Below are 22,954 nucleotides of genomic sequence, written 5' to 3' on the forward strand. Positions count from 1 at the left end.
CTATAGATATGTAAAATATTTAATATCTATATTTAATTATTCTTATTTTTAATAACTATGTTATAATCATTAAGAGGTGTTTTATTTATGGAAATACGTGTTTTAAGATATTTTTTAGAAGTAGCGAGGGAAAAAAACATATCAAAAGCTGCTGTTCGTCTTCATATTTCTCAACCAACATTATCTAAACAACTAAAAGATTTAGAAGCAGAATTAGGGAAAAAATTATTTGTGCGTAGTAATTACTTTATTAAACTGACAGAAGAAGGGATGATGTTAAGAAAACGTGCTGAAGAAATTTTAGAATTGGTAGATAAAACAACGGATGAATTTAAAGCACTTGATGAAATTAATGGTGGTGATATTCATATTGGTTGTGCTGAATCTAAAGATTTACACTCTTTCTTTCATATATTGCATCAACTCCAAATGCACTATCCTCACATTCGCTTTCATCTTCATAGCAGTGCAACCGATGCTATTGATGAAAGATTGGAACGAGGATTATTAGATTTTGCGATTATTGCGCAAGATGTAGATTCCAGAAAGTATAACTTTTTAAAAATTCCTTCTGCTAACCAATGGGGTATTATTGCTAGAAAAGATATGCCTTTAGCTCAAAAACAGAAAATTCATCTCAATGATTTATTAGATGTTCCTTTAATTTGTTCTCGTCAATCTTTACAGGCTGATTTTCCAAAATGGTTAGGTGATCAACAAGATCAGCTTCATATTATTGCTACATATGATTTAGCCTATAATACATCCATCATGGTTGAAGAAGGTATGGGATATGTTTTAACTTTTAATCATTTAATATATACTGGTCAAGACAGCAATTTATGTTTTCGTCCTCTAGAACCAGTCCTTGAATCACCTATGTATATTGTATGGAAAAAATATCAAGTCTTTTCACCTGTAGCTCAAATATTATTAAATGAACTTAAAAAAAGTTATTTACCAAAGGCATAACCGATTATACTTATGAAATATTTGTTTTTTTCATCATTTCCCTTTAAAATAATAAATATAAGGAGGAATGAAAGATATGAGTTTTCAAGACAATTTTTTATGGGGAGGAGCAATTGCTGCAAACCAAGCTGAAGGAGCATGGAATGTAGATGGTCGTGGACCAGCCAAAACAGATGTCACAACAGGAGGTTCTGTAAAAGAACCAAGATATGTGACATTTATTGATAAGGATGGAAAACCTGGTAAAGTCATCAATGGTCAACCTATCCCTGAAGGGGCCAAATATGCTGTTTTAGATGATTATTATTACCCTAATCATGATGGTGTTGATTTTTATCATCATTATAAAGAAGATATCGCATTACTTGCTGAAATGGGATTTAAAATGTTTAGACTGTCTATTTCATGGTCACGTTTATATCCTCATGGTGATGAAGAAACACCCAATCCAAAAGGTGTTGAATTTTATCGTTCTGTCTTTTTGGAATGTAAAAAACATGGTATTGAACCATTAGTGACAATCTGGCATTTTGATACACCATTATATTTAGAAGAACATTATGGTGGCTGGAACAATCGTCAGCTTATTGATTTCTATGTGCGTTTTGCGACAACTTGCTTTAAAGAATATCAGGGCTTAGTGAAATACTGGCTCACATTTAATGAAATTAATAACACAATCATGATGTTAAATCTTTTTGGCAATCATGCTGGAGATAAAGAACATCAACAAGGTTATCAACAACTTCATTATCAATTTGTTGCGAGTGCAAAAGCTGTACAAATTGGTCATGAAATTGATCCAAACAATATGATTGGTTGTATGATTTGTGGCATTACATTCTACCCTGGAACATGTGACCCAAAAGATATTATGGCAAATCGTCATATGTGGGAAAAAAGTATTTTCTATTGTGGAGATGTTCAATGTAAAGGAAAATATCCAACATTTGCGAAAAGATTATGGAATGAACATCATGTTCAATTAGATATCACTGAACAAGATTTAGAAGATTTAAAACATGGTTGTGTCGATATGTATACATTCTCTTATTATATGTCTTCTATTGAAACAACACATGAAACAGATGATATGGTTTCTGGTAACTTTGCTGCTGGAGCTAGAAATCCTTATTTAACATATTCTGATTGGGGTTGGGCACAAGATCCTTTAGGTTTACGTTATTATCTTGAAATGATTTATGATCGTTATGAAAAACCACTAATGGTTGTAGAAAATGGATTAGGTGCTTATGATACATTAGAGGAAGATGGAAGCATTCATGATGATTATCGTATTGATTATTTAAGAGATCATATTAAAGAAATGGGAAAAGCAATTGATAATGGTGTCAATTTGATTGGATATACAACGTGGGGATGTATTGATTTAGTATCAGCAGGTACTGGAGAAATGCGTAAACGTTATGGATTTATTTATGTAGATAAAGATGATCAAGGTCATGGAACTTATAATCGTTATCGTAAAGATTCTTTCTACTGGTATAAAAAAGTGATTGAAAATCATGGAGAAGATTTAGATTAAAGTTAAAAGCGACAAATGTCGCTTTTTTCATTGATATAAATCTGCAATTTCTCCCATATCTTCCAATCTTATATGTGAAGCGTCTATTCTTGGTGATTCTTCATTTTGTTGAGAAAGATTGGCAGGTAGCTGTCCTTCGAGTTGTCCTCTAATACTTTTTGATCTTAATAAGCAAAACTCTTGAAACGTTTCTACACCCAAAAGATAATCTTGATAAGAACAAAATGCAGTTGGGTCTTTTTGCACATAAGAATCTATCATTTTAATTGTATCTTCTACTTTGTTTTGGAAATATCCACTTTCAAAATATTCACTGATCAATTGTTGGAAATATTGATGATATTGTTTGAAATATTCATCATGTTGCATAACATGATGATATAATGGTCTATTCAACATAACTTCTTTAGTATAAGGTGTGTTGATTGGAAAGTTGACATACCTTGTTATATCATTACTAGGATTAGGCATTCCCAGTGAATATGTGCCATATGCCAAATTGTAATCCCAAGGAAGCATTGAAATCATACCATCTTCTTCATATAAATAATAATTATGCCCAGTCGGACCTAAATAACTATCTAAATTCACTACAAAAACCTGTACTACAAAATATCTTAAAACTTCATCTATATTGACAGCTTTTTCAATATTTTGATTATCATCTAAGATTTTTAATGATTGAATTAATCTTTTTTTATCAGCCTCAGTTATCTTAAATTTTGCATTATCAAATAAATTAGGATACGATTCAATATTCTCATCAATATACTGTAACGCTAAATCTCTATTGGGTGCATAAACATCTGTATATCCCGGTTTATAAAGCACACCATGATTTCTTCCATAATTTCTTCTTATAAAAGCTTCTTCTGGTTCTTCGATTGCTAAAAATAACCCCCAATCTTTTTGATTAATTGTCACCCAGACATAACTTGTTAGAGGAGATGGAACACCCATAAATGACATCATATCATAAGTTATATAGTTTTTTAAATAGGCATTGTCTTGAAAAGAGCAATCTAATGTAAACTTATCTAAGCCATAATAATGATATCCTGAATCATAATGATCAAATTCTACTTTTAAACTAAAGCGATCCGACCCATAACGATCAATAAGCTCTAATGAGTTATTCCCTTTCACTCTTAAACCTACCATATCAAAGGTTTCACCATCTATCGTTATAGAAGATACATGATATTCTTTGGCTTGTGCCTGATCAAAAAAATTCTGTGGATTATCCAATTGTATATCGATAGTATGGACATAACTTTGATCAAATAACTTAGAAGCATAAGCTGGTAACTGATAAACTGGTGTTATACCCCAATGTCCCGGTAACATGAAACCAATCGTTATAATAAGACTAAGGATAACAAATATCAAAACAATCCTATCTATATATTTATGTTTAATCATATTAATTCATATAATCTCCATTATAAGAAACCATCACTGTATATAAAACACCTTCCATATTTGAAAGTTCATTAACAAATGATGTTTCTTGATCCTTAAGTCTGACTTCATAATTCAGTTCAATGCAATCTTTTTTGATACTCTTGCTTTTCAGTGAAAAAGCAGACACCTGATTTTGAATAAATTGATAGACATTCTTTTCACTGTCTTGATTTTCACAATGAACAACTAGTATATAAGGTCTTTGTGTATTTTTCTTATGAGAAAAGATATAAAGAATGAGTCCAATCCATAAACTACCAAATACAGCTAAGGGAATTAAACCCGCTGCCAATACAATACCTACCGCTATACTCCAAAACAAAAATGCAATATCCATAGGTTCTTTAACAGCCGTTCTAAATCTCACAATAGATAAAGCACCAACCATTCCTAAAGATAAAACAATATTACTTGTGATGGCAAGAATAACCAATGTGGTAATCATTGTTAAAGCTACAAGTGTTATTGCAAAACTGGAAGTATACATAATCCCACTATATGTTTTTTTATAAACAAAGAAAATAAACATCCCCATCATAAATGCCAAAAGTAAAGCTATTGACATATCCAGTAATGAAACAGCATGTATATTTTCTAAAAAATTTGAACGAAATATATCCTGAAAAGTCATTTTTCTTCTCCTTTACCAATCAATCTGTCGACATTTTGCAAACTTTGAATAGGCTGATGTTTTCTGTGAAAGTCCTTGTATCGCCATTTTCACAATATCAGGTAAAAATTCATTATATTTCACTTCGAATACTGCAAAATCATCTACACCTATTTTTCTATGATCCAATGATAAAAAATCATATATATTTTTATATGTACACAAATATCTATCTATTGTTAATCTTACCTTGGATACATCATATGTATAAGCCTGCCTTTGGTATGATACAATCACACAAGGTTTTAATAATTCTCCTTTTAATGCACTATAAAATTCAATCATTAATGGATTACCACTTTTTAATAAAAAATCTATATCTCCATTCAATATATCTTGAACCTGTTTAACAGTCAATTTCGTAGAACGTTTCGCACATAACCCATTATGTTTCATTTTCTTTTCTAATCGTATAAAACTTAAATCATGATTATAATATCGTATTCTAAACTTATGCCTTTGTGATACTCCATTTAATTTTTCTTTTAAAGCTTTATCACCAGGTGTATCAAAATAAAGACTATGAACATCATAATATCCTTCATTCAATGTATAATGATCTTTAGAGAATAATAAATTCAATCTTCGATTTAAAATCTCTGCTTCTAATGGATTGATAATATGTTTAAGTTCGTGCCGATATTGAATAGGTTTATAATTCTTAATCATAAGCATAACCTCTCTATAAATTGAGGAGTTTATTTCTATAAACTCCTACATTTTCACATCAAATGAAACAATTTCTCCACTAATAGCATTCACTTGATAATTATAACTGGCATATGCATCCATAAAATTCACATTATATACAAGTTGATTGTTTTTGACATCCAGCTCATCTTCATATGATTTCAAATCTTTAAGAGTCACTTGAGCGTGATTTAAAACTTTTGTTCTGACTTCTTCATCACTCAAATAACCACTATGACTTTCTACCCCATCTATTGTAATGGTTTTAAACTGTATATTTTTATAATGAATTAATGTATTTAAATCATTAATGGAAAGATCAACCAAATCAGCAAATTCATAATCCGGACTAACATTTATTAATTTTTTTATTAATGTCACCTTACCTACAGAAATCCCATATTTTTCAGCTAATTCTTCTCGCTCTTTAGAAAACTTGTAATCTTGTGAAACAACAGATGCTTTTAATGAATAACCCGATAAGATATCTTTTACATCAGTTGCAACATCTTGCTTTAATGCCTCTCTTGCTTCTTTATCGCTCCCCTGAACACTTACAAGAACAGAATTTTTAGCCTCTGTAATATAACCATATTTAAACATACTTCCTATAATAGCATTCACAGCCACATCTAAATCTGTATTTTTTAAATCCATTTCATCTAACACAAGCAAAGCATCATCATTATGACAAATCACATCTTCTACACGTCTTTGATGATTGATTTTTAATTCAATACTAGGATTGACCTCAAAAGAAACGGAATAAACATTTTGAGGTTTTGATATCATAAAAGCAAAAATAAGAGTACACGCTAAAGCTAAAAAACTGATTTGATATTTTCGAGGTATCTTTCTTTTTATTTGTTGAACTTCAAGCTGATCAATATATTCAATATCTCGCATAAGTTGTTCTTTTCTTGAAGGCATATGAATATCTTGAAATTCTTTTTTTAACTGATTTTTTATTTCTTTATTTTTCAAGGCTCATTCCTCCAGACTCTTTCTCAATTTTTTTAATGAACGATGATATTTATTCAAAACCGTTGATAACTTTAAATCCATAATCTGCGCTATTTCTTTAAACTTTAATCCTTCAACAACATGTAAGATGATGATTTCACTTTCATCTTGACAAAGTATTTTCATCATCCTTTTTATCATCATCTTATCATGTATTCCATTCATTCCTTCATCAACACCATCAATTTCATAATCAACAACCTGCTCCCTTGATAACTTACGAAGTGACATATAAGTCACATTACGAGAAATCGTAATAATCCATGCTTTCGCATTTCCTTTTGGTTTATACAAATGGACATTGCGATAAACCTGTATAAAAGTATCATGTGTCAAATCTTGTGCATATTCCTTATTATGAACTATACTATAAATATATCTATAAACTTCATCATACATACAATCATAGATTTGTGCCAACACATCTTGATTTTCCTTGAGTTCAACAACTAAATTTTCTAATTTCTTTTCTAACATCACAGATCTCCCCTATGATGTTAATATCCCATTTATCAATCACCACTTTCTTGCATATTTATTTTAAGTTTATATTAAGTTTGCGTTAATTAGTCATCATCGTCATCATCATAGTTTGACTGATTTCCATAATTAGATTGTTCTTGATCATCATAATTTGTATTATCATAGTTTGTATTGTCATAATTTGTATTTTGATTTGTTGTTTGTCCAGAACTTGATGGTTTCGACGTAGATGGTTTACTTGTTGTCTGATAATTTGTATTATCATAGTTTGTGTTATCATAGTTTGTATTTTGATTTGTTGTCTGTCCAGAACTTGATGGTTTTGACGTAGATGGTTTACTTGTTGATTGATAATTTGTATTATCATAGTTTGTGTTATCATAATTTGTATTTTGTTTTGTTGTCTGTCCAGAACTTGATGGTTTTGATGTAGACGTAGATGATTTACTTGTTGACTGATAATTTGTATTATCATAATTTGTATTTGATGATTGATTTGTATTTGTTGAGGTATTTGTAGATGGTTTTGTTGTTACCTTTGGTTCTACTTCTCTTTCTACAATACCTTTTGTAGCACTAACTTCATATTCATACTCATTTTGATTATAAGTAAATTCAATATCATAAGTTAATGCTCCGTTTTCTAGATCATAATCTATTTCAAGATTTTTAATTTTATCTTTTGTTAGAGATGCATTTTTTAAAGCAACATTTAAAGCTTCGTCTTGAGAAATATATTGTTTTGTACTAACACTTCCTACCATTTTATGAGTATCTTTTTGTGCATCGTCCTTATTTAAAGACTGGTAAATTAAAATTAAGTCTTGAGCATTCAATTTCACTAAATCTTCTACTTTATAAGTCTTCTTCTCATCATCATTTTCATCTATAATATCTTCAATCAGATTGGCCTTTCCATAAGAAATACTATATTTATTCATTAAAGATTCAATATCATCATCAATATCTATATCTTGAGAATAAATGGCTCCTTCAATAGAATAACTTTTTAATGTTGTATAAATATATTGGCTCAATTCATCTTCCAATGCTACTCTTGCTTTATCATCATCATTTTCAACAGATAATAATACTGTATTTTGATTTGCATTTAAATATCCATTCTTAACCAATGAACCAAGTACTGCATTCATTGCAACATTGGCATCTGCCTGTTTTAAATCCATATCTTCTAGTACCTTTTTAGCATCATCATTAACTGCAATAGCATCAATAACTTTATCTTTTTCATCAAGCTGTAATTGAATACTTGGATTAATATCTAATGTTACTAAACTTGTATAATCCTGTGTTCGGCTACCACTGCCACACCCTGTCATTACTGACAGCATTAATGTACTCACTCCTAATAATTTTATCATTTTCATTTTATTCATATTTTTCTCATCTCCTTCATCTTACTAATGCATGAAAACCTTAATTTATCACAACAAAGAAAAAAAGATTTCAATTTTTTTGAAATCTTTCAACCACAATATTTTTCAAATTCTTTTAATATCTTGAGTGAACTACTTGTTCCAATACGACTCGCTCCAGCTTCTATCATTGCTTGACATGTTTTCCAATCACGTATTCCTCCAGCTGCTTTAACCTTGACTTCATCTCCAACTGTTTCTTTCATTAAACGTACATCTTCTACTGTTGCTCCTGAAGTACCAAAGCCTGTACTCGTTTTGATATAATCCGGCTTCACTTGTTTTGCGATAAATGCTATATGCTTTATTTCATCTTTTGTAAGGTAACAATTTTCAAAAATAACTTTACATATCCTGTGATTTTGATGACAGAGTTGCACAATACTTTGCATTTCTTTTTCAATATAATCCCAGTCATGCATCTTTGCCTTTCCAATATTAATCACGTAGTCAATCTCATCAGCTCCATCATCAATAGCCTGTTTTGTTTCAGCTAATTTGATATCTAATGTTGTCTGTCCTAATGGAAATGAAATAGCTGCACCGACATGAATAGAAGTTCCTTTCAGTAATTCTTTACACAACTTTACTGGCTCACTGTTAATTGCTACCATTGCAGCTCCAATATCTTTAGCCTCATCACATAATTTAATAAAATCATCTCTCGAAGCATAAGCCTTTAAAAACGTATGATCAAACATACTAGCTAGTTCTTCTTTTGTCATGTAAAAACCTGGTATATTATAATTGACTCATTTATCAGTCATTAAAATATACCTTTTCCTTTCTATCAACTTTATTAATACGTAGTTGATGACGTTTAGGTTTATATGTAAAATTGAAATATGTGTTTGTGGATTTGTATTTTTCCGTGTGGCTTTGACTACTTCAAGGAGGTTTGGACCACTCACTTATTCCTCAATAACGATGAGTTAGATGAGTCTTTGAATTCGCATTTTGAACCAGGTTTTATGGTCTAAGTGTTGTGGGTACCACTTCACATGAAATTTATTTGAAAGGATGGTTTTTATGAAATTAGTTGGTATTGATATTGGAAAGCACAAGCATTTCGTCAGTATCGTTGACAAGTTGACTGGTGAAATTATTCTTCAGCCTGTCGCTTTCTCTAATAATGCTCAGGGTTTTGAATTCCTTATCTCTCAGATCGCTCTCTATCCTGTTGATAGCGTTCTTATCGGTATGGAAGATACTGGTCATTATCATTTCGCTTTATTGCGCTTTCTTTTACAGAAGAACTACAGCGTCGCTTTGATCAATCCTAAAACTACCGATCTCAATCGTAGAATGGATGGTGGCATCACTAAAAACGATAAACTTGATACTCTTAATATATGCGATATATTAAGCTCAAACAAACTCAAGAAACCTTATCGTTTGACGTCATCTAAGAAATTTGACCTTTATGAACAGAAGCAGCTGACTAGGTTGCATCATTCCCTCAAGGAACAGATTAATGTTCTTTCCAATCGTCTGCAGAAATGCATAGATCTTGTTTTCCCTGAATATAACGCACTTTTTAAATCCAAGTATGGAAAAGTCTATATGTCTATTCTTAAACAGTTTGGCAGTGCAAAGGCCATTGCACAGGCTGACATCAGAACTTTACGCAAATGCTTTGATATTACCGGCAGAGGCAATCGCATTTCTCTGACTGCTGAAAAGCTAAAGGAAAGTGCAAAAACATCTGTTGGCATTTCTTCGTTGGCAGATGAAATGCAGATCAAGCATTTGATAGCTCATATCGAACTGCTTAACGATCAGCTCAAAGAAATAGATAAAAAATAGAAGAGTTTTCCACTGACTTAAACTCTCCTATCATCTCCGTACCAGGAATTTCGCATTTCTCTGGTACATCAATTCTAGCAGAATATGGAGATATTTTCAACTATTCTAAGCCTTCAAAGATAATAAAGGCAGCGGGTGTCGCCCCATTTCACTACGAATCAAGTCAGTACGAAGCCAAGCATAGTGCCATAACCAAGCAGGATCGAGCTATTTAAGAAAGACGTTATATCAGGTCATTGTGCCAGTCATCAGGTTCAACAAGGTCTTCAAGGATTACTACGACCTTAAACGCTCACAGGGAAAAAGTCATCGCTGTGCGCAGGGACATTGCATCAGGAAGCTGTTGAGAGTCATCTATCATCTGGTAACGACAAATCAGCAGTTTGATGCATCGTTACTGAGATAGAAAGAAAATGAAACCGTATTCAAAAAAGTCTATTCCATAGGCTGTTTTCGTCATGCCCAAAAACACAAATCGTATTCACATTTCAAAGATCTTACATATTGATGAGCTACCATAATCAAATCATTTAACATTTTCAAACTTTTTTCATCAAATGACTTGAATTTTATATAGTTAGCTCCTTATAATAATTTCAACAATTGCATGTGATTTGTAATAATTATATCACTTTGACTTTGATTATTTTGAAATTTTCCTGAATAGTAAGCAACAACTTCTAAACCTGCCATTTTTGCTGCTTGTATTCCAAAAGTACTATCCTCTACAACAAACAATGGCTTTTGATATTTTTGTTGTCTTACAATTATTTGATAAACTTCCGGACTAGGCTTTGTTTTTTTAACATCTTCTTTTCCCATGTAAAATAATATATACTTATCTAAGTTTAAATCTGTCAAAACTTGTTTTATTATTTTTCTTGGTGACGAAGAAGCTATGATAATATCAATATTCTTTTGAAAGATATTTTCTATGCATTGTTGAACATTTGGAAAAACTATTTGTTGATAATTAGGGAATTTTAATTCCTGAAGATACTTTTCAAAAAGGTATTGAATATTACCTTGATAATTAATATATTCTTTTAAAATATCAAATATATCTTTAGTATTTAAACCTAGTATTTCTTCCAGTTTCTTCTCTGGTATAACATATCCTCTAGATACAAAAAAATTCCTTAACTGGTTCATGTACCAACTTTCACTATCAATAATAACTCCATCCATATCAAAAATAATATACGGTTTCATCTTAACCCCTCTTAAATGTTGCTGTCATATTAATAAAAGTGACATCTAAAGATGAAATAGAATATTCTATGACGGTTCCATCGTCAGCATATCCAATATCTTGGACAAGCATAATTGGATTTGTAGAGCTGACTTCTAAAATTTTTCTAACTTCACTATCAGGTAAACTTGGAATTAGTGTTTCTCGAATAATAGATACTTTTAATCCTTTACTATCCAGATACTGGTAGAAATGCTGTGCTGCTTCTTTAGCCTCTTTATCAAAATTTTCTAATAATTTTTTATCAATATATGAGCGTGAAAATGATGCTACCTTTATTCCAGCATATCTGACTCTATCCATGACCCATACAAGATCACCTACATTTATTGATAAGTGTTTAGCAATATCTGGTGTAGCCTCAGTTATTCCAACATTTAAAAATTTTGTTTTACAAACAAAACCATTTCTATTAATAACTTTATCTAATTTATATATTGTTGAATTGATAACCTCTTGTTGATCATTAATTTTTTTCTTAGATGAAACAAATGTTCCAACGCCTTTTCTTTTATATAAATAACCCTCAGTTACAAGCTCATTTAATGCCTGTCTAACTGTTGTTCTGCTTAACTGATATTTATCAATTAATTCGTGTTCAGTGGGAATTGTTTCATCTTCCTTATAAACACCATCATCAATCAAATTGATTATAATTTGCTTTAGCTGGTAATATAATGGTAAAGGTATATTTTTATCAATAGTATATTTCATTTATATATCAACTCCTCTTGTCACATTGTAACATTTTTTCCATATTTTACCTATTTATTATTATTATAAATTTGAAAAAATAGGGATTTTCACCCTATTTTTTCAAAAAGGGAAGTATTTATTGATACGCATTACCCATATCCATATAACATTCTAAAACAGCCAATTCTTCATCAGATTTATCTTTAGGTTTTATTACATATTGTCCAACACTTGCAGGAATAAAAACTGCTTCAGCATAATGAATTTCAATAGGCTCAAATTCATTATTAGGACTAACAATAATAGCTTCTTCTCCTTCTACAAGTACATGCAATTTTACATGATCCTTTGTTTCAAAAAACACTGGCTTATTAAACCAATATCTATCAACTTTTAATAATTCATATTCCATTGTTCCACTATGCTCTTTTCTCCATCCAGTTCCTCTATCAACTTCAGCTTTTTTAGAAATAAGATGTTCTTTTACAAATTTAGTTTGATATTTTTCTTGAATAACCTTTTCACCATGATCTATATTAATTGGTCTTGGTTTACCATCAGCATCAATACGTCCCCAATCCCAGAGTTTAAATGTCTGAAATCCAATTGGATTTATTTCTAATACTAAAGTATCTTTACCAGAAGCATGAATTGTTCCACTTGGAATATAAATATGGTCATGTTTTTTCATTGGAAAACGATTAATCCATTGTTCATCATCAAATTCACCAGTTTTTTGAGCTTCTTTAAAGGCTTTAACCAGTTCCTCTTTTTTGACTCCATCCTTAGTCCCTAAATATACAGAACTTTTTTCAGATGTATCAAGAAAATAATAACTCTCATAATGTCCAAATGGAAAATTAAAAACTTCTTGTGCATATCCAATATCTGGATGAACTTGCAAACTTAAATTTCCACCACCCCATGTATCTAAAAAATCACATCCAACTGGGCAATTATATCCAAACCAGAAAAAATTTTGATTTCCTAAAAACTCAACAGCTTTATATTGTACTATATCTCTACCAATAATTCTAAATTCATTTTCTCCTAATTTTGCTAGTGTATTTTGAAAATTCATCCATCCTGTCATACCCCAAGCAGTATTTTCTTTATCTAATCCTCCTTTCAAAACATCTTTACACCAATGTCCACCCCATACGCCTCTGTTAAAGAATGGCTCTAATTTGAAAGGATGTGAAGCAAAATAATTTAAAGTTTTTCTAAAATCATCTCCAGTTACCATAACAGGATTATCTATATCATCTCCATCAATGACATAATCCATATCATTAAAAAGATGTCGTTTATGATTATCAAAATATTTAGCTTCAACAAAATTGAAAATTTTTTCTTTTGTAAGTGGATCTTCATGAGGATTGTTCATTCCCCAATTTGACAATGATGAAAGATATCCATCTTTAACTCTTTGAATAGTTATATTATTATAAACAAGAATATCGCCTTTTGTAACCAATGCAGCTCCAATGCCATATACGACAATCATTCCTTGTGTAGTATTATGAATCAATTCTTGTGCTGTCTTTATTTTTTCACTATCAAAATATTCATCAATTTGTCCAATAGCAAATACACCATTAATGCGATCATTAGTGATGAACTTATCTAATCTCTCATGTAGTATATCATCATCTGCTCTCAGATCATCTGTACAAATAACTAATTGAGGTTTAATGTTATCTATGAAATACTCTCTTAATTCTTTATGATTAATATGATAATATGAGTCAATAACCAAAACACACTTCGATTCATATTTTTGCATTTCATGATCAATAATTTTGCTAATTTCTTGATATCCTTTCCATGATTGTGTTCCATCTATTGTAAAAACAGGATGTAAATCAAAGTTCGGTATTCTTTCATTTATTTTTTCGTACATAATAACCTCCTATATATCCATATAAATTTCTAATACTGCACATTCTTGAGATTTAGATTTTCCATATGGTTTAATAGTATATTGTCCTGCAGCTGGTGGTACAAACACTGCTTCTGCATAATGAATGACAACTGGTTCAAAACTATCATCTAAACTTTTAATAATAGCTTCTTCTCCTTCAACTAACACATGAATTACAATGCAATCATTAGGATCAAAATGTACTGATTTACTAAACCAGTATCTATTGACTTCCATAGGAGCTTCAAATGGCATTGTTCCACTTCTTTCTTTACGCCATCCATATCCTCTATCTACTTCTTGTTTTTTAGAAATAAATTGATCTTTAATCATTTGAGTTTGGAATTCTTCTTGAATAACATGTTTTCCATGATCTATATTAATTGGTCGTGGTTTTCCATCAAAATCTACACGTCCCCAATCCCATAACTTGAACGTCGTAAAACAAAACATATCAATTTCAAGTGTTAATGTATTTTTTCCAGCCGAATGAATTGTTCCACCTGGAATAAAGACATGATCATGTTTTTTCATTGGGAAATGATTTATCCATTTCTCATCATCAAATTCACCAGTTTCTTGTGCTGTTTCAAAAGCTTCTACTAAATCATCAAGTTTGACACCATCTTTTGTTCCTAAATAAACAGAACTTTCATCACAAGCATCTAACATATAATAGCTTTCATAATGTCCCCATGATGAATTAAATACTTCTTGAGCATATGCAAGTGTTGGGTGAACTTGTAAACTAAGATTTCCTCCACCCCAAGTATCCAAGAAATTGACATGTAAAGGACATCGGTTTCCATAAAGATACCAAATTTTTCTTCCTAATACTTCTTTAGGATTACATAAAATCAAATCAGTTGATGGAAACTCAAAAACTGCATTATTTAATTGTGCTGCTACAGCTTGACAATCCAAAAATCCAGTGATTCCCCAAGCAGTATTTTCTAAATCTTTTCCGGCATTTAAAACTTTTTGACACCAGTGACCACCCCATACTCCTTTCATAAAGATAGGAATAGGTTTAAATGGACTTGTTGAAAATTGAGATACAATCTTATCAAAGTCATTTTTTGTAACCATAACAAATTGATCATCTTTATTACAATCAATAACATAATCACATTTTTTATAAATCTCTCTTTTATGCTTGTCTTGAACTCTACTTTCTAAGAAATTAAATCTCTTTTCTTTTCTCAAATATTCTTCATCTTCATTATGTGCACCCCAATTTCCTAAACCTTGGTTATATCTATCTTTAATTGTTTGATAGCTAATTGAACCAGAAATAAGAATATCAGGATTACAAACAACTTGAGATGCAACACCATAAACTATAACTAAACCTTTGGTTCCTTGAATTTTATTTTGTATGTCTTTGATTTTATCAACATCAAAGAATTCTTCAATATTACCTACACTAAATACCCCATTAACACGATCTTCAGTAATAAACTTTCCAAACTTATTTTGAATCATTGATTCATCATATTTAGCAATATCAGAATGAATAATCAATTGTGGTTGTAGTGCTTTAGCAATATCTTCAAATAATATTTCATTAACACCATGATAATAATCAAAACAAACAACAATACAATCTTTTTGAATTGATTTTATCTTGTTATTAATTTCATCAATAATGTCTAAGATTCCTACTTTAGCATTAATATCTATTTTTTTCTTTGGATATAAATCAAAATTCGGTATTCTATTTTCTACTTCATACATATAATATATCTAACAATTTTAGAATTACCCATAATATGCTAAAACTGTCATTTCTCCTTTCCACATTAATTTTTTTACATTGGCACTAATTAAGAAAGAATCACCCGCTTGGAGTTTAACATCTTCTATTTGTCCTTGACCTTCAATGACAAAGGCTCCCAAATAAGGTTTAGGCATCGTTAATTCTCCACTTCCATTTATAACATATTTATAAACCGAAAAATTCTTATTATCAGTTAATTTGATTTCTGTCACACCTTGATGATTTCGATAAGAATAATGTGTATCCTGACATTCAAATGGGACTAATATGTTATCTTTAGCCTTTTCAACATCAAGCTGTCTTGGTTTTCCTTGCTTATCTAATCGATCATAATCATAAAAACGGTATGTAACAGGACAAGGATTACACACTTCCATAAAAGTCGTTCCTTTTTGTATTGCATGTAATGTACCAGCTTGAATATTATAAAAAGCACCTGGAAAAATTGGATATCGTTTTAATAAACCATTCCAATCTTTATTTTGAATATACTCATCTAATTCCTGAATGGTTTTTGCATTATGTCCCATTACAATATCAGCATTGTGTGGACAATTGACAATATACCAACTCTCGCTTTTTCCATGACATCCTAAATTCTTTAATGCATACTCTTCAGTTGGATGAACTTGTATACTTAAATCAGTACATGCATGAGCTATTCCCATAGATACAGGGATATGCTCCCATCTTAAAGTGGATGGTGTTCCAAACATTTCTGGATGTTCATCATAAAGTTCATTGAGTTTTCGTCCTTTATATTTTCCATTCATAATTTCATTAGCGTCTTGTGGTAACCCACAAAATGCTCCTAAACCAGTAATTTCATCTATATTCATATCTTTTGGTACATATTTTTCAACATGATAATGATGAACTAATGAGCCATCACCCCAAATTGCAGTTGAAAATGTTGGTTTTAAAAATATATACTTTTCATCCATATCATTTATCACCTCTACTTATATTTCACTTTATAACACAATATAATTGAAGCTAATATAAACGTAATACAATTAGCCACTATAACTGCATAATCACCTATATATATTCCATGTATAAACCATAAGAAAACACCTATAACAAACATAGAATACATAATCAAAGAAATTCCTGATGTATCTTTTGTTTTAATAACCTGTATAGCTTGTGGTACAAAAGATAATGTTGGTAAACAAGCAGCTATCATTCCTATCATTCTTCTATCCTACTTTCTAAAATATCAATAGCTTCTTTTATGTTATCAACGACATATGTCGCTTTTTGTTTTGCTTCTTCATAACCATGTGTCATACAGAAACTTGTATGACAAAATTCAAACATTCCTATATCATTTAAACTATCACCAATAGCAATTGTATTATTTTTAGGTATATTATTGAGTTTTAAATATTGATTGATGCCTTGCTCTTTTGTAGCTTGTTTTTGAGTAATATCATAACTATAATCTGATGTTACTTTACATTGATATAGTTTTTCATGATCCAGAATATTTTTTTGATAATCTTCATAAAACTCTTTATGCAATTGTTGATTTGGAAAAATATAATTTATATGAATGATTGGTTTATAATCTGTGAGAATATACTCATTTATTGTTTGATGAATAACTTTGTTTGGATCTTTCTTAAACATATTTGCTGTATAAGATGATAATTTTCCATATATATATACATTATCTATATTTGTGACCTTAGCATAATCTTTATATTTATACATGCCTTTATATATATCTAAAAATTGTATGTTAGAAAAAGGATATAGACAAACAACTTTATGATCCATATATATTTCTGCACCATTCCAACCGATACAGTCAAAATCGTATTGTTTTAACTTTTGCGTTATATTATTTAAAAAAGTATGATGTCGGGCAGTACATAACACAAAACTATTCTTTTTAGCAATCCAATATTGAATTGCTTGAACATCTTCATTCAATATTTCTTTTGTTTCTGGTCTTAATAATGTATCATCTAAATCACAAAATATAACCTTATCCATACCCTTTACCTCATTTTATACAATACCTAAAACTCCTAAAACAATTGCAATAATTAAATAAACTCCAATAAGTTTAACAGCACTCATCTTTTTCTTTTTCAATAAGTAATATCCCAATAAAACTAAACACATTGGAATTAATTTTGGGAAAATACCATCTAAAATCTCTTGGAAATTAATCGTACTATATTCACTGACATATTGAGTTGTAATTGTTAAATTAACATAACTTGCAGTAATTGCTCCAACAACTGTTAATCCTAATACAGACATTGCATCTTGTATTTTAGTCATCTGCTTACCTAACAATTTTGAAACAGCTTCTCTACCAGATTTATATCCTTGCATATAGAACAATCGTGATAAAGCCATTTGTGATAAGTATAAACCTAAAACTGCAAATACTGCTCCTAATGGACTACCACCTGATGACAATCCAATTGCAATACTTAAAATAATTGGTGGGAGCGTTGCCTGTGTAACAGCATCTCCAATTCCAGCTAATGGACCCATTAAACCAACTTTTATACTGTTAATAAATTCATCAGTAATTTTAGCTCCATTTCCTCTTTCTACTTCCATTGAAGCGACAATTCCATTAACCATAGCACCAAATACAGGATTTGTATTATAGAAAACTGAATGACATTTCAAACGTGCAACCATCTTATCTGGATCTTTTGAATAAAATTTTTTCAAGATTGGTAACATAGATAAAGTAAATCCTGGAGCCTGTAATCTTTCATATCCAAATACAGTTAAGCAATATTTAAACCATATCCACCAGCTCTTATTAACTTCTTGCTTAGTTAACGTCACTTTATTATCTTCAGCTTTTACTGTTTCTACTTTTTCACTCATAACAATTCATCCTCCTCTACGTCATCATCATTTTGTTGAGTGGTCGATTCATTTTGACCACCAATAAACATATAATACATAACTGCTAAACACATACCCACTACTGCAGTGGCAACCATATTAAGTTCCAAGAAGGTAATACATACAATACCAATTAAGAAATAAATAATAAATTTAAAATCTTTTAATGTATAAGTGACAAGAATAGAAATACCTACTGCTGGTAAAATTCCTCCTAAAACACTTGCTATATGTAAAACTATCTCTGGAATTGCTGCTAATAAATCTGCTGCATACGCACTTCCAAGCATAACAATTGAGAAAGTGATACCAAATCTGATTACAAAACTTGTAAGAGGTGGTAAAACCATATATGTTAGTTTCATTTTCTTAATATCATTATTTGCAATGAATTTATCACCTAATGAATAGAAAACAGAACATAAAATTTCATATCCAGTGAAAACTGCTGCTCCTAAGACACCTACTGTTGCAGCCAATGTTACTGCTACTGTTGCATCCGCTCCCGCTAACATCGCTAATGCAATTGATGGATAAGATACAAATGCCATATCTGCTGTAGCAACTCCACCAATTAAAACTTGCCCTAGATACATAGCTTGAACTGCTGCTCCAATAGTAACACCTGTGGCTACATCACCTAAGATAAATCCTACAATCGTTCCACCTACGATTGGTCTTGATAATGCATCTGAAAAACCGACTCCTAATGGTTGTGCATTTTCACAACTTCCTAACCAACAAGCAATACCTATCAGTATAGCTTGCATAACTGTAATTTCCATAATTATTCTCCCTTCTTCAAATTATTTTTTACGGTTTCCCAACTTAATCCTTGTTCATCAGGAATAAGTTTAAATTGAATTTTTATTCCTTTTTGTGCCAACTCATCACAGTGTTGAATATCATCTTCTGATAAGTAAATATTATTGTAAACTTTTCTCGTCCCTTCGGCTTTACTAGCTGTACCAAAAATAATTTCATCTCCAAAATCAATACCATGTTTATTCAATTGATAAAGTTGTTCAATTTTCTTTGAAATAACATAGTAGTGTTTCTTTCCTGCTACTGCTTTTGGTATTTTCTCTAAAGCTTGATCCACTGTAAAAATATAAACTTTTTTTCCAATTGCATTCCCTGCATTTAAAAAGACTTCTTTTAAAAATGGATCACTTCCTAAAGCATCATCTACCAAAAGAATAATAGCGTCTCCCTGTCTTACCTTTGACCACATCAATACAACCTGACCGTGAATCAAACGATCATCTACTCTTACCAAACTTAATGACATAATTCCCTCGCCTCTCTTTGTTATGTTATCGTGTTGTCATGACATCTTTACATTAATATAATAGCATTACTTTAATAAAAATGCAATGCTATAAACTACAAATAGAAATTTTTCCTGTTTCTATTACTTGATCAACTAATTGTTTCATTTCCATATCCAAAGAACTCATCATTCCTAACTCTATGACCATCGCGAGATTCATGCCAGAAATCAGACATAAATGAGAGTCTTTATGACTTAATATATATCTGTAACATTCATTATATGGCGTAGCATTTGGGATGTCAGTTACAATAATAACTTCTTTATATTCTTTTTCTAATTTTTCTATAATTGCTGCTAAATGAACTCTAAAATTATCCACTCCTTCTTCTGTTAAAGAGCATGTATATAAATTTTCCTTTTGTCCTATAATCATTTCGCAACTTGCTTTTACTCCTTCACACATAGTAGAGTGTGTCACTAATAAAATAGCTTTCATGTTTTCCTGGTATATTATAATTGACTCATTTATCAGTCATTAAAATATACCTTTTCCTTTCTATCAACTTTATTAATACGTAGTTGATGACGTTTAGGTTTATATGTAAAATTGAAATATGTGTTTGTGGATTTGTATTTTTCCGTGTGGCTTTGACTACTTCAAGGAGGTTTGGACCACTCACTTATTCCTCAATAACGATGAGTTAGATGAGTCTTTGAATTCGCATTTTGAACCAGGTTTTATGGTCTAAGTGTTGTGGGTACCACTTCACATGAAATTTATTTGAAAGGATGGTTTTTATGAAATTAGTTGGTATTGATATTGGAAAGCACAAGCATTTCGTCAGTATCGTTGACAAGTTGACTGGTGAAATTATTCTTCAGCCTGTCGCTTTCTCTAATAATGCTCAGGGTTTTGAATTCCTTATCTCTCAGATCGCTCTCTATCCTGTTGATAGCGTTCTTATCGGTATGGAAGATACTGGTCATTATCATTTCGCTTTATTGCGCTTTCTTTTACAGAAGAACTACAGCGTCGCTTTGATCAATCCTAAAACTACCGATCTCAATCGTAGAATGGATGGTGGCATCACTAAAAACGATAAACTTGATACTCTTAATATATGCGATATATTAAGCTCAAACAAACTCAAGAAACCTTATCGTTTGACGTCATCTAAGAAATTTGACCTTTATGAACAGAAGCAGCTGACTAGGTTGCATCATTCCCTCAAGGAACAGATTAATGTTCTTTCCAATCGTCTGCAGAAATGCATAGATCTTGTTTTCCCTGAATATAACGCACTTTTTAAATCCAAGTATGGAAAAGTCTATATGTCTATTCTTAAACAGTTTGGCAGTGCAAAGGCCATTGCACAGGCTGACATCAGAACTTTACGCAAATGCTTTGATATTACCGGCAGAGGCAATCGCATTTCTCTGACTGCTGAAAAGCTAAAGGAAAGTGCAAAAACATCTGTTGGCATTTCTTCGTTGGCAGATGAAATGCAGATCAAGCATTTGATAGCTCATATCGAACTGCTTAACGATCAGCTCAAAGAAATAGATAAAAAATAGAAGAGTTTTCCACTGACTTAAACTCTCCTATCATCTCCGTACCAGGAATTTCGCATTTCTCTGGTACATCAATTCTAGCAGAATATGGAGATATTTTCAACTATTCTAAGCCTTCAAAGATAATAAAGGCAGCGGGTGTCGCCCCATTTCACTACGAATCAAGTCAGTACGAAGCCAAGCATAGTGCCATAACCAAGCAGGGATCGAGCTATTTAAGAAAGACGTTATATCAGGTCATTGTGCCAGTCATCAGGTTCAACAAGGTCTTCAAGGATTACTACGACCTTAAACGCTCACAGGGAAAAAGTCATCGCTGTGCGCAGGGACATTGCATCAGGAAGCTGTTGAGAGTCATCTATCATCTGGTAACGACAAATCAGCAGTTTGATGCATCGTTACTGAGATAGAAAGAAAATGAAACCGTATTCAAAAAAGTCTATTCCATAGGCTGTTTTCGTCATGCCCAAAAACACAAATCGTATTCACATTTCAAAGATCTTACATATTGATGAGCTACCATAATCAAATCATTTAACATTTTCAAACTTTTTTCATCAAATGACTTGAATTTTATATAGTTAGCTCCTTTAAAAATCTGCCATATCTGGATGAGAACCAATCTTTCCATGATCATGACTAAGATTTTTTATTTCTTGAATATCCTTGGCTGTTAATTGAAAATCAAAAACTTCATGATTACTTTTTATTCTTTCAATAGTTATAGATTTTGGTAAAGGAATAATTTCATTATCTATGGCATAACGAATACAAATTTGTGCTGGTGTCTTATTATATTTGTTTGCTATTCTTTTGATGATAGGATCATTTAACACTTGACCTCTTCCCAATGGACTATACGCCTCTAAAACAATGTTGTGTTTTTGACAATATGCTATCGTCTCTTCATCATAATAATAAGGATGGAATTCTATTTGATTGACCATAATTGGAATTTCTATTTGACTGCTTAACTCCTCTAAATGATGCTTCAAAAAATTACTTACCCCAATAGCTTTTATCTTTCCATCTTTATACAATTTTTCCATTGCACGATAAATTTCGATATTTCTTTTTTGATAAAACGATCTACAATCTTTAGGGGCTGGCCAATGGATTAAATACAAATCAACATAATCAAGTTTTAATTTCTCTAAACTTTTGTTAAAGGCCTCTATAGCTTCTTCATAAGAACACGCTGTATTCCACAATTTCGTTGTTATAAATAGTTTATCTCTGGCTATATGACTTTGTTTTATAGCTTCACCAACAGCATCTTCATTACCATAGATACTTGCTGTATCAATATGTCTATATCCATATAAAATAGCAGATTTTACTGATTCAACAGCAATTTCATAATCATTCATTTTCCATGTTCCAAAACCAATGCAAGGTATATTTACACCATTATTTAATTTTAAATCCATTATCTCCCTCCTTTTGTTATAATGATGTCATGTCATCATTATATTAAC

23 protein-coding genes are annotated in these 22,954 nt (G+C 31.0%); 4 read left to right on the forward strand and 19 right to left on the reverse strand.

Annotated features, from left to right (window positions below; translation table 11 throughout):
* The first annotated feature begins 87 nt into the window (after nucleotides 1–87).
* Entirely contained in the window at nucleotides 88–972 is an 885-nt protein-coding gene (locus KEC48_RS11125; protein ID WP_087359126.1) for a LysR family transcriptional regulator, read from the forward strand.
* A gap of 76 nt (nucleotides 973–1,048) precedes the next feature.
* The gene (locus KEC48_RS11130) at nucleotides 1,049–2,518 is read left to right on the forward strand and encodes a family 1 glycosylhydrolase (protein ID WP_211962275.1); all 1,470 of its coding nucleotides are present in this window, start codon (nucleotides 1,049–1,051) and stop codon (nucleotides 2,516–2,518) included.
* Between the two features lie 27 nt (nucleotides 2,519–2,545).
* On the opposite strand, the gene KEC48_RS11135 is transcribed toward KEC48_RS11130, so the two are convergent.
* The 7 genes from KEC48_RS11135 to deoC all read right to left on the reverse strand — a co-directional run bounded on the left by KEC48_RS11135 (nucleotide 2,546) and on the right by deoC (nucleotide 9,009).
* The gene (locus KEC48_RS11135; RefSeq protein WP_211962277.1) at nucleotides 2,546–3,940 is read right to left on the reverse strand and encodes a CotH kinase family protein; all 1,395 of its coding nucleotides are present in this window, start codon (nucleotides 3,938–3,940) and stop codon (nucleotides 2,546–2,548) included.
* 1 nt (nucleotide 3,941) lies between these two features.
* A complete protein-coding gene (locus KEC48_RS11140) occupies nucleotides 3,942–4,613 on the reverse strand; it encodes a DUF4956 domain-containing protein (RefSeq protein ID WP_211962279.1) in 672 nt (223 codons plus the stop codon).
* Between the two features lie 12 nt (nucleotides 4,614–4,625).
* On the reverse strand, nucleotides 4,626–5,321 hold the full coding sequence (locus KEC48_RS11145) for a polyphosphate polymerase domain-containing protein (RefSeq protein WP_211962281.1): 696 nt from the start codon (nucleotides 5,319–5,321) through the stop codon (nucleotides 4,626–4,628).
* Between the two features lie 45 nt (nucleotides 5,322–5,366).
* Nucleotides 5,367–6,326, reverse strand: a complete 960-nt coding sequence (locus KEC48_RS11150; protein ID WP_211962283.1) for a PepSY domain-containing protein — start codon at nucleotides 6,324–6,326, stop codon at nucleotides 5,367–5,369.
* Nucleotides 6,327–6,329: 3 nt separating this feature from the next.
* Nucleotides 6,330–6,842, reverse strand: a complete 513-nt coding sequence (locus tag KEC48_RS11155; RefSeq protein WP_087359113.1) for an RNA polymerase sigma factor — start codon at nucleotides 6,840–6,842, stop codon at nucleotides 6,330–6,332.
* Between the two features lie 89 nt (nucleotides 6,843–6,931).
* Nucleotides 6,932–8,245 carry a PepSY domain-containing protein gene (locus tag KEC48_RS11160; protein WP_211962285.1) on the reverse strand — a complete coding sequence of 438 codons (1,314 nt, stop codon included), beginning with the start codon at nucleotides 8,243–8,245 and terminating at the stop codon, nucleotides 6,932–6,934.
* 89 nt (nucleotides 8,246–8,334) lie between these two features.
* Nucleotides 8,335–9,009 (reverse strand): deoxyribose-phosphate aldolase, encoded by a 675-nt coding sequence (gene deoC / locus KEC48_RS11165; RefSeq protein WP_211962287.1) that lies wholly within the window; start codon nucleotides 9,007–9,009, stop codon nucleotides 8,335–8,337.
* A 304-nt stretch (nucleotides 9,010–9,313) separates the two neighbouring features.
* On the opposite strand from deoC, the gene KEC48_RS11170 reads away from it, so the two are divergent.
* Nucleotides 9,314–10,090, forward strand: a complete 777-nt coding sequence (locus KEC48_RS11170) for a transposase (protein ID WP_211962005.1) — start codon at nucleotides 9,314–9,316, stop codon at nucleotides 10,088–10,090.
* A 585-nt stretch (nucleotides 10,091–10,675) separates the two neighbouring features.
* On the opposite strand, the gene KEC48_RS11180 is transcribed toward KEC48_RS11170, so the two are convergent.
* From KEC48_RS11180 to KEC48_RS11230, 11 genes are all read right to left on the reverse strand, one after another.
* Nucleotides 10,676–11,302: an HAD family phosphatase gene (locus tag KEC48_RS11180; RefSeq protein ID WP_087304927.1), complete on the reverse strand. Its 627-nt coding sequence runs from the start codon at nucleotides 11,300–11,302 to the stop codon at nucleotides 10,676–10,678.
* A 1-nt stretch (nucleotide 11,303) separates the two neighbouring features.
* Nucleotides 11,304–12,056 (reverse strand): GntR family transcriptional regulator, encoded by a 753-nt coding sequence (locus KEC48_RS11185; protein WP_087304928.1) that lies wholly within the window; start codon nucleotides 12,054–12,056, stop codon nucleotides 11,304–11,306.
* A gap of 118 nt (nucleotides 12,057–12,174) precedes the next feature.
* Entirely contained in the window at nucleotides 12,175–13,941 is a 1,767-nt protein-coding gene (locus KEC48_RS11190) for a class I mannose-6-phosphate isomerase (RefSeq protein WP_211962289.1), read from the reverse strand.
* A 9-nt stretch (nucleotides 13,942–13,950) separates the two neighbouring features.
* On the reverse strand, nucleotides 13,951–15,699 hold the full coding sequence (locus tag KEC48_RS11195) for a class I mannose-6-phosphate isomerase (RefSeq protein ID WP_211962291.1): 1,749 nt from the start codon (nucleotides 15,697–15,699) through the stop codon (nucleotides 13,951–13,953).
* A 24-nt stretch (nucleotides 15,700–15,723) separates the two neighbouring features.
* Nucleotides 15,724–16,686 carry a type I phosphomannose isomerase catalytic subunit gene (locus KEC48_RS11200; RefSeq protein ID WP_211962293.1) on the reverse strand — a complete coding sequence of 321 codons (963 nt, stop codon included), beginning with the start codon at nucleotides 16,684–16,686 and terminating at the stop codon, nucleotides 15,724–15,726.
* A gap of 14 nt (nucleotides 16,687–16,700) precedes the next feature.
* Complete coding sequence (locus tag KEC48_RS11205) at nucleotides 16,701–16,940, reverse strand: SemiSWEET transporter (RefSeq protein WP_211962300.1); 240 nt, start codon at nucleotides 16,938–16,940, stop codon at nucleotides 16,701–16,703.
* The gene (locus tag KEC48_RS11210; protein ID WP_087297040.1) at nucleotides 16,937–17,746 is read right to left on the reverse strand and encodes a Cof-type HAD-IIB family hydrolase; all 810 of its coding nucleotides are present in this window, start codon (nucleotides 17,744–17,746) and stop codon (nucleotides 16,937–16,939) included. The genes KEC48_RS11205 and KEC48_RS11210 overlap by 4 nt, the downstream gene beginning before the upstream one ends.
* A gap of 15 nt (nucleotides 17,747–17,761) precedes the next feature.
* The gene (locus tag KEC48_RS11215; protein ID WP_211962302.1) at nucleotides 17,762–18,607 is read right to left on the reverse strand and encodes a PTS system mannose/fructose/sorbose family transporter subunit IID; all 846 of its coding nucleotides are present in this window, start codon (nucleotides 18,605–18,607) and stop codon (nucleotides 17,762–17,764) included.
* Nucleotides 18,604–19,413 carry a PTS sugar transporter subunit IIC gene (locus KEC48_RS11220; RefSeq protein WP_211962304.1) on the reverse strand — a complete coding sequence of 270 codons (810 nt, stop codon included), beginning with the start codon at nucleotides 19,411–19,413 and terminating at the stop codon, nucleotides 18,604–18,606. The genes KEC48_RS11215 and KEC48_RS11220 overlap by 4 nt, the downstream gene beginning before the upstream one ends.
* A gap of 2 nt (nucleotides 19,414–19,415) precedes the next feature.
* Nucleotides 19,416–19,919, reverse strand: coding sequence for a PTS sugar transporter subunit IIB (locus tag KEC48_RS11225; protein ID WP_211962313.1), 504 nt, complete (start codon nucleotides 19,917–19,919; stop codon nucleotides 19,416–19,418).
* A gap of 88 nt (nucleotides 19,920–20,007) precedes the next feature.
* Nucleotides 20,008–20,400, reverse strand: a complete 393-nt coding sequence (locus KEC48_RS11230; protein WP_087297036.1) for a hypothetical protein — start codon at nucleotides 20,398–20,400, stop codon at nucleotides 20,008–20,010.
* Nucleotides 20,401–20,702: 302 nt separating this feature from the next.
* On the opposite strand from KEC48_RS11230, the gene KEC48_RS11235 reads away from it, so the two are divergent.
* Nucleotides 20,703–21,479: a transposase gene (locus KEC48_RS11235; RefSeq protein ID WP_211962005.1), complete on the forward strand. Its 777-nt coding sequence runs from the start codon at nucleotides 20,703–20,705 to the stop codon at nucleotides 21,477–21,479.
* Between the two features lie 587 nt (nucleotides 21,480–22,066).
* Here KEC48_RS11235 and KEC48_RS11245 read toward each other — a convergent pair.
* Nucleotides 22,067–22,906 carry an aldo/keto reductase gene (locus KEC48_RS11245; RefSeq protein WP_211962315.1) on the reverse strand — a complete coding sequence of 280 codons (840 nt, stop codon included), beginning with the start codon at nucleotides 22,904–22,906 and terminating at the stop codon, nucleotides 22,067–22,069.
* Nucleotides 22,907–22,954 lie beyond the last annotated feature (48 nt).

It is taken from the genome of Clostridium sp. C1, from assembly GCF_018223625.1.
In the GTDB taxonomy this organism is placed as follows: domain Bacteria; phylum Bacillota_I; class Bacilli_A; order Erysipelotrichales; family Coprobacillaceae; genus Allocoprobacillus.